Source organism: Candidatus Peregrinibacteria bacterium (genome assembly GCA_016220175.1).
Classification (GTDB): domain Bacteria; phylum Patescibacteriota; class Gracilibacteria; order CAIRYL01; family CAIRYL01; genus JACRHZ01.
The window spans coordinates 1-7,745 of the sequence record JACRHZ010000029.1 but is presented as its reverse complement, the minus strand read 5'-3'; the positions used below and the strand labels follow the sequence as shown (position 1 = coordinate 7,745).

Below are 7,745 nucleotides of genomic sequence, written 5' to 3'. Positions count from 1 at the left end.
TCTTTTCTTATATGTTCTGCTTTGAATAGTATGACTGCTCTCGGAATGCCAAAAAGTTACAAAATAGTATGAAAACCTTAGAAAAAGAAAATTGCTCTTTCCTGAGTCTCTATATTATGATTTGTGCAACAAAGCCATTCCAAATTACGAATTTCTCTCCCCTTTGTCATTCCCGCGAAAGCGGGAATCTCTATTATTACCAGGTATAAAAACTAAGATATGGATTCCCAAAAACATTTTTAAGAATTCTTTTTTTGTGAAAGATATTCTGAAATCATCTCTTCCCATGTTGGTAGCTTTGACAATTTCGTATTTTTCAAAACCGATGAGACCGGTCTTTTTACTTTTGATGGAAATTCAGCCGATGAAATGGCTTTCACATGCACGTCCATGTTCGAATACTCAAATATTTTCACCGCAAAATCATACCATGACGGCGGAGTTTCGCCCACTTCTGAAACGGCGTGATAAATTCCCGGAGTGTATTTTTCGCCGTTATCGCGAATCAACATTTCCAAAGTTTTCGCGACATATTTCGTCCACGTCGGATTTCCAAATTGATCATTCACGACCGGAATCTGACTGCTGACCGCTGACTGCTGACCGCTTCTCTGAATTATTTTCTCCACAAAATTTCTTCCAAATTTTCCATACAGCCACGCTGTCCGCACGATGTATGTTTTTTCCCATTCTCGCATCGCCGCATTTTCGCCTTCGCTTTTTGATTGTCCATAAATATTCAGGGGATTTTTTTCTGAATTTTCACTAAAATTCGTAATTCGTAATTTGTAATTCGTAATTTCTTTGCCACCGGCAAAGACAAAGTCCGTCGAAACATGAAAAAATGGAATATTCAATTTTCCGCATGCTTTTGCCATTTCTCTCGGCGCATCGCGATTCAAACGAAACACATCTTCCCGAACTTCTGGATTCTCCGCTTTTTCTACGTCTGTCCACGCGGCAGAGTTCAAAATTGCATTTGGAGAGATTTTGAGAATTTTGGGAAGAATCTTTTCTGTTTCCCTGAGGTCGAGATCATCGAGGGAAACGGGAATAATCTCAAAATCTTTTTTATATGCCTCAAAAAACTCTTTTCCGAGCATTCCATTGGAGCCGAAGAGAAGGAGTGAAGTTTTCATTTCCTCATGATTTTCTCATAATTTTTGACAACGAATCCACAAAAGAATTGACATATATAATATAATATAGACCCATTTTTCTTATTTTTATGAACAGTATGCGCGTCGTAGAAGTTGTTCTCAACGGAGAATATACGGATCCATCATTCAAGACAGTTTTCGATGGAACTAATTCAAAGGTTACTTTACCGGAAGTCATTAGTAATGACACAAACCAAGAATGGTTTTCAGAATATGTAAAACGTCACATTGAAGATTTACGGAAAAAGAGTGGACTCGATTTTGTAAGAATTGATCTCACCGCCAAATGGGAAAGTGAAAATCCTGAAACTATAACCACCGCTGAAGAAGTATTCAGTGTTTTTTCCGATTCTACAAATTAATTTGCCTCCCCACGCTCGCTCAAGTCTTTTAGACTTGAGCTTGAGCGTCGAAGTCAAAAAGACTTCGACGAGCTTTGAGGAATTTTCATGAGAGCGAATCCAAAAATTCTTCTTTCGTATATTCTTTCACATTTCCACTTTTCACATCATTTTCAGCTTCTTTCATGCTTTCCAAAAAATCATCAGTGTAAATGTTTTCTGCTTTCATGGCATCGGAGAAATCCATTCCACTTTTATATTTTTGAAGCTTTTTGATTTTGACGGATTTTTTCATGTTTAAAAAATTATAAAGATAATGGTGGAGCTAACGGGACTCGAACCCGTATCAATCGCTGTCAAAACGAGTGTTCTGCCAATTAAACTATAGCCCCTAACTCCACCAATACAAGTCTACAAAAAAACTCCTCTTTCAAAGGAGCTCTTTTTGTGACAGCGATTGTCCAAAGACTATAGTCATTGGCACTCGTCTGATTTAACTCTATCAAAATAGCCGAGAAGAATCAATCAAAAATGCTTTTTGAAAAATCCAAAAAAGCCGTGTTTTGAGAGAGAATTCTTCGTATACGAAAGTGTCGACGAGGTTTGACGACAGAATAGAACAGCGAAGTAAATTGCAAAATCCAAAAATTCTGGAAGAATAGGAATATGAAAAAGATTCCTCTTTCGACTTCGCTTTCTTCTGTTCTTCGCACCACGGAGCGTCATGTAAAACTTCTCAAGGAGATCGAAATACAAACTGTTGCCGATCTCCTCACGTATTTTCCCCGCGAATATGAGGATCAAACGCATATTACGCATATTTCGGAAATCAGAGGAGATCAAAAAAATGTTCTGAGAGGTCGATTTTCCATGGTCAGACGCGAACAAACAAGAAATCGCATGATTCTCGTTAAAGCTGTATTTACCGATGAAGATGGAAATAGTCTGGAATGCGTGTGGTTTAATCAGCCCTATCTCCACACAATGATTCCCGCCGGAAAACTCGTAACAGTTGTCGGGAAAGCAAAACTTTCTTTTGGAAAAATTTCTCTTCAAAGTCCGACATTCGAAGAAGTTTCCGAAGAAACGGTGCATACCGGACGCATTGTCCCTATTTATCCCGAACACGGAAAACTGAACACTTCGTGGTTTCGAACCAAAATTTTCCCGCTTCTCGATACGATTGAACCATTTCCGAATCTTCTTCCAGAAGACGTGATTCACGAACAGAATTTTTTGGAAAAACATGAGGCAATTCTTGAAATGCATTTTCCGACATCAATGGAAAAATTGGAAAATGCCAAAAAAACACTCGCATTTGAAGAGCTTTTTCTTTTGCAACTTGCGTCTTTGGATCGTAAAAAAAAGTGGAAAGAAAGCGCTGAAGGAAAAGCAAGAAAAATTCCTCTCGATCCGGAACTTCAAAAACAGTTTTTTGCAACATTGCCATTTGTTCCGACAAATTCGCAAAAAATCGCCATTTTTGAAATTTTAAAAGATTTGGAAAAACCAGTTCCCATGCTGAGGCTTCTCGAAGGTGATGTTGGATCTGGGAAAACACTTGTGGCGATTTCTGCTGCAATTGCCGTAATTTCTCAGGGTTATCAAGTGGCGATTATGGCGCCGACGGAGATTTTGGCTGAGCAGCATTATGAGAAGATAACGGAGACGTTGTCTTTATTTCCATTTCCTCGGACGGGGGAAGCAGGAATTAGGAAGCAGGAATTAGGAATGAGGAATCAGGAATCAGGGGAAGAAAAAGATACTGTTTTTTCCAGGAGTCGCCCGTCCTCGGGCGACCCGAATGAAGGTCACCAAAGGAGGGGTGACTCTTGCTTGACACAGTCTCTTCAGACCGCTCTTCTCACCGGTTCCATAAAAGGAAAAAAACGCGCAGAAATTCTCGAAAACCTTCGGAAAGGAAAAATCGATCTCATTATGGGAACGCACGCGCTTATTGAAGAAACAGTAGAATTCCGAAATCTGGGGCTGGTCATTATTGATGAACAGCATCGATTCGGTGTGAGACAAAGAGAAAAGCTCGTGAGGCATGGATCTCCGCATCTTCTCCAAATGACCGCAACTCCGATTCCTCGAACACTCGCAATTGTCGCTTTCGGTGACCAAGATCTTTCGGTGCTCACAGAAATGCCGCCTGGAAGAAAACCGATTCACACAAAAGTTGTTCCGCCTCAGGGGAGAAGACAAATAGAACTTTTTGTTGAACAAGAAGTGAAAAAAGGTCATCAGGCATTTGTCATTTGCCCGCTCGTTTCTGAATCTGAAAAGATCGAAGCGAAGGCCGCGGAAGAAGAATTTATCAGGCTTAAAAAAGACATATTTCCCCATTTGAAGCTTGCACTTGTGCATGGAAGAATGAAACCGAAAGAAAAAGATCAGGTTATGGAAAATTTTAAAAATAAAAAATTCGATATTCTTATTTCAACATCGGTGATTGAGGTTGGAATTGATATTCCGAACGCAAATATTATTCTCATTGAAGGAGCGGAAAGATTTGGACTCGCACAACTTCATCAATTCCGAGGAAGAGTGGGAAGGTCTGAAATGCAATCGTACTGCTTTTTATTTCCAACAGATCAGCCGACAGAGCGCATAAAGGCGATGGAAAAAATATATGATGGCTTTAAACTCGCGGAAATTGACCTAAAGCTTCGAGGTCCGGGAGAAGTATTTGGCCTCAAACAAAGTGGAATTCCAGACCTTAAAATGGCGTCTTTTTCGGATGGACGTCTTGTCGTAAGAGCTCGTCAAGAAGCGGAAAAGTTTTTGGAAGAAAAGAGAGGATTCTCTGCATTTCCTCTTATTGAGCGCGAGGTTGAACGAATGAATGCGGAGGTTCTCGGAGGAGGATAAAGTCAGTTACAAATTTACGAGAGGGGGGGCGAATAAATTTGACTTAATTTTTTAATTTTGTTATAATACAAATGATATAACCAATACAAATATGAAAAATATCAAAAATCTTCTCCCAATTTTTGGGACACTCCTTCTTCTCGGAGCACTCGTTTTTGGAGTAAGTTTCCTCAGCGGTTCTGAGCTCAAAGGAGACATTCTTGAGAGTACTGGCACATCTTCTCCGCCACTTGACTTTAAAGCTGATGTGTCTTCTGAGCAAAACCCTGATCTGGAAAATGCGAGGAACACTCTCAAAAATGATAAACAGAATTACGACAACAGAGCGAATGAACTTAAAAATAATTTTAGAAACCAAAAGATAGATCTTTCTCTCCTCACCACGAAGATGACAGAATGGAACACTTTCCTCTCACAAATGGAAAGCGCTCTGAATACTAATGATTTCACTACTTTTTGGGATCTTAATAGTAAGGAAGATGAGAAAAATCAAGAGGTGAGCGATGAGTTTTCAAAAGCATATTCATTTTCAAACTTCAGCAATGCGCAAAATAACGCACTCAAAGAAAAACCACGACAACTTCAGGATACGGAAAGACAGCTCAAGGATTTGAAGCGAAACGCGAAAAATGTTGCAGTAGATACGACAGAGCTCGATGCGTACGTCACGCAAATGAAAGACATACTTACGAAAATGCAGGGGCTCGCAAATACGAATACCTCAGGATTAGATTCATCTGCTATTGATGACTTGGGAAAAGACATCAACGATTTAAATAGGGATTTTGATGATGTGAACAGTGATTTTCATGACAAAGTTAATGAATATAACGATGTGGTGAACATTCAAAATCAAATTGAAAACTCACAAAAAAATCTCAAAGACAAGGCAAGGGTTATTAAGGATTTAGAAAAAGAACTGAGCAGATATTCGAAAACAGAATCGGTTGACGTGAAAGAGCTGCAAAATGCACTCCAAAAAATGAAAGACATTTATGCACAAATAGAAACTGCCATTCAGAAGAAAGACATTGATACTCTAAACACTATTGATCAAGACTTCTGGGATGCCAATAATGATGCAAACGATATTCGCAATTCTCTGAATGAAGCAAGTAATAAAGAAAATCAAAAGAAAGACACAGGGCGAATTCTTAAAGAAAAAGAGAAGCAGATAAAAGACATGACTCGTGAATGCAAGAAAGTATCTTGCGAAACTACTGAAACAGGAAAAACGTTCACTCATCTCCAAGAAATCCTCCAGAAAATGAAAGATACTTCAGAGGAAGATGACACACAATCATTTTGGGATGTGAATAGTGAATTCGATGAACTCAGCAGGGAGTTTTGGGATACAGTTTCTCAGAAAAATAATGAAAAGGACTTAACGCGTTGGCTCAAGGATCTCAGCCGTGAAATGAAAGATAAAGGGCGCTGGGTAGCAGATCTTGCGAGAGAAGCAAAGAAAAAAGGCGCCTCTTTTTCTTCAGAAGAAGTAGCTCATCTTCAGGAAGTGTATGAAAAGATGATAGAGACTCTGAAGAGAGCAGAAGAGCTCCTTTCAGGAGGCAAGGGGCAGGAGGCTCGCGATATTATTGATTATGAATTTAACGAACTCAGAGGGGAATTCGATAGTATTACCAATGATTTTGGACAAAAAAGAGAATCAGAATTTATGGGTTTCGAAGTTGAACAAATAGAAAAGGAAATTGAGAGTGCAAAAATTCAGCTTGAAGAAGCCAAAAATGATGGGAAAATAGATGGATCCCGCTTAGAGCTTTGCTCTGGATACATAGGTGAGGCTACAGATCTCCTCGATGGGCTGAAAAAGGTAATGGCGGAGGGAAAAGTCGGGGAACAAGAAGAAATAAAAATCAGATTTGAGAAGATTGGAAATAAGGCGGACAGAGATTGTGGAGAATTCTTTAAAGGAGAGCAAGATGATCATGAGGCATATGTGAAACATTACGTACGCGATGATCTTCAAGGCGTAGCAGATGAAATGTTTCAGAAAATAAGTGAAAAATTGGAAAAACAATTTATGAATAAACTCCTTCAGAACTTGTCTACATATCAAAATAGTATTAACCAGATGATTGAAGAATCAGGATCCAAATGGAAAAAACAGCTTCAGAATACATTTGAAACAGCTATGCCGGTCTGGGATACGATTTCCGGGAAAGAAAATATTGAGCCACTCCTCGCACAAAAAGCAAGACTCCTCAGTGAACTCAAGGCACTTGATGAGAAAGTTTCTGTAAGAACTCAGGAATTGGAAGATCTCCAAAATGAACTCACTGGATATAATTTTTATGGAGAGTCTGCGAGTGAAATACAAGATGAAGTTGAGAATTTTACAGCAGGAATTGAGAATTTTGGCACTGCAGAAAAAGCAGCAAAAATTAAAGAACTTCGAAAGAAAGTCGCAGAGGCAAGAGAAAAATCTCGCGAAGAGAAGTTCAAAAATAAAATTATCCCTTTTCTCGATGCAGATGATGATTCTTGGTTCACGAGATACGTAGCGACTCTTTCTCAGAAAAATATCATCAGTGGTTACAGAGACAAGAATGGAGATCTTACCGGTCAATTTGGACCTGGTGATCCGGTTCTTGTAGGACAACTTCTCAAAATGGCACTGGAAACCGCAGGTGTGGGAGAAGCTGGAGGAACTCCAGATTTAAAATCTGCTGAAGATCATTGGGCTCGAGGATATGTGAAACAAGCTGAAAACCTTGGTCTTAGTATCGTAAAAGATCTCGATAGTTTGGACCGAAAAGCAACACGTGGTGAAGTCATAAGAACGATTTTGGAAGCTGCAGGAATTCATCCAGAAAAAATATCTGCGAGTTCATTCAAAGATGTTCCTGCTTCTCATCCTGATCTTGAATACATTGAAGAAGCCAAAAATCGCGGAATTGTGAGTGGTGATGGTGAATTAAATACTTTCAGACCAGATGATGGTGTGGTAAGAGGTGAAATAGCGAAAATTCTCAATAATGCTTTGAATTCTCTGTTTGGAGACAAAGAAGAAGATACTTCTTCATCTTCTTCCTACAACGATGAGGATAAGTACAAAGAAACCGAACAGAATAAATCTGCGCCAATCGAAGAGGAAGAGAGTAGGTCTGTACCAACTATTTAAATGTTGATCATTGTTAATTTTTCAAGGAGCACGTTTCATGACGGAATGTGCTCCTTTTGGAAGTTATGAATTACAAATTTGGAACTTTTCATTCGTAATTCGTAATGGCTTTGTTGCACAAATAAATTGTACGGGAATAGGAGTATGTCTAAGATGAGGAGGAACAATAACCTCTTTCAAAATGAAAAAGAAATCCTCACTTAGACAGAGATATCGTATCGCAAATTG

General features: G+C 39.1%; 5 protein-coding genes and 1 tRNA gene. 3 read left to right on the top strand and 3 right to left on the bottom strand.

Going from position 1 to position 7,745, the window contains the following annotated elements:
• Positions 1-239: 239 nt before the first annotated feature.
• Positions 240-1,139 (bottom strand): dTDP-4-dehydrorhamnose reductase, encoded by a 900-nt coding sequence (rfbD, locus tag HZA38_02760; GenBank protein MBI5414411.1) that lies wholly within the window; start codon positions 1,137-1,139, stop codon positions 240-242.
• Between the two features lie 89 nt (positions 1,140-1,228).
• Between rfbD and HZA38_02755 the strand changes: the two genes are divergently transcribed.
• Positions 1,229-1,522 carry a hypothetical protein gene (locus HZA38_02755; protein ID MBI5414410.1) on the top strand — a complete coding sequence of 98 codons (294 nt, stop codon included), beginning with the start codon at positions 1,229-1,231 and terminating at the stop codon, positions 1,520-1,522.
• An 85-nt stretch (positions 1,523-1,607) separates the two neighbouring features.
• Here the strand turns inward: HZA38_02755 and HZA38_02750 are convergent, their stop codons facing one another.
• Together HZA38_02750 and HZA38_02745 are read right to left on the bottom strand one after the other, a co-directional pair.
• The gene (locus HZA38_02750) at positions 1,608-1,796 is read right to left on the bottom strand and encodes a hypothetical protein (GenBank protein ID MBI5414409.1); all 189 of its coding nucleotides are present in this window, start codon (positions 1,794-1,796) and stop codon (positions 1,608-1,610) included.
• 22 nt (positions 1,797-1,818) lie between these two features.
• Positions 1,819-1,893: transfer RNA gene (locus HZA38_02745), tRNA-Ser, on the bottom strand.
• A 274-nt stretch (positions 1,894-2,167) separates the two neighbouring features.
• Between HZA38_02745 and recG the strand changes: the two genes are divergently transcribed.
• Together recG and HZA38_02735 are read left to right on the top strand one after the other, a co-directional pair.
• Positions 2,168-4,375: an ATP-dependent DNA helicase RecG gene (recG, locus tag HZA38_02740; GenBank protein MBI5414408.1), complete on the top strand. Its 2,208-nt coding sequence runs from the start codon at positions 2,168-2,170 to the stop codon at positions 4,373-4,375.
• Between the two features lie 91 nt (positions 4,376-4,466).
• A complete protein-coding gene (locus tag HZA38_02735) occupies positions 4,467-7,517 on the top strand; it encodes an S-layer homology domain-containing protein (protein ID MBI5414407.1) in 3,051 nt (1,016 codons plus the stop codon).
• Positions 7,518-7,745: the final 228 nt, after the last annotated feature.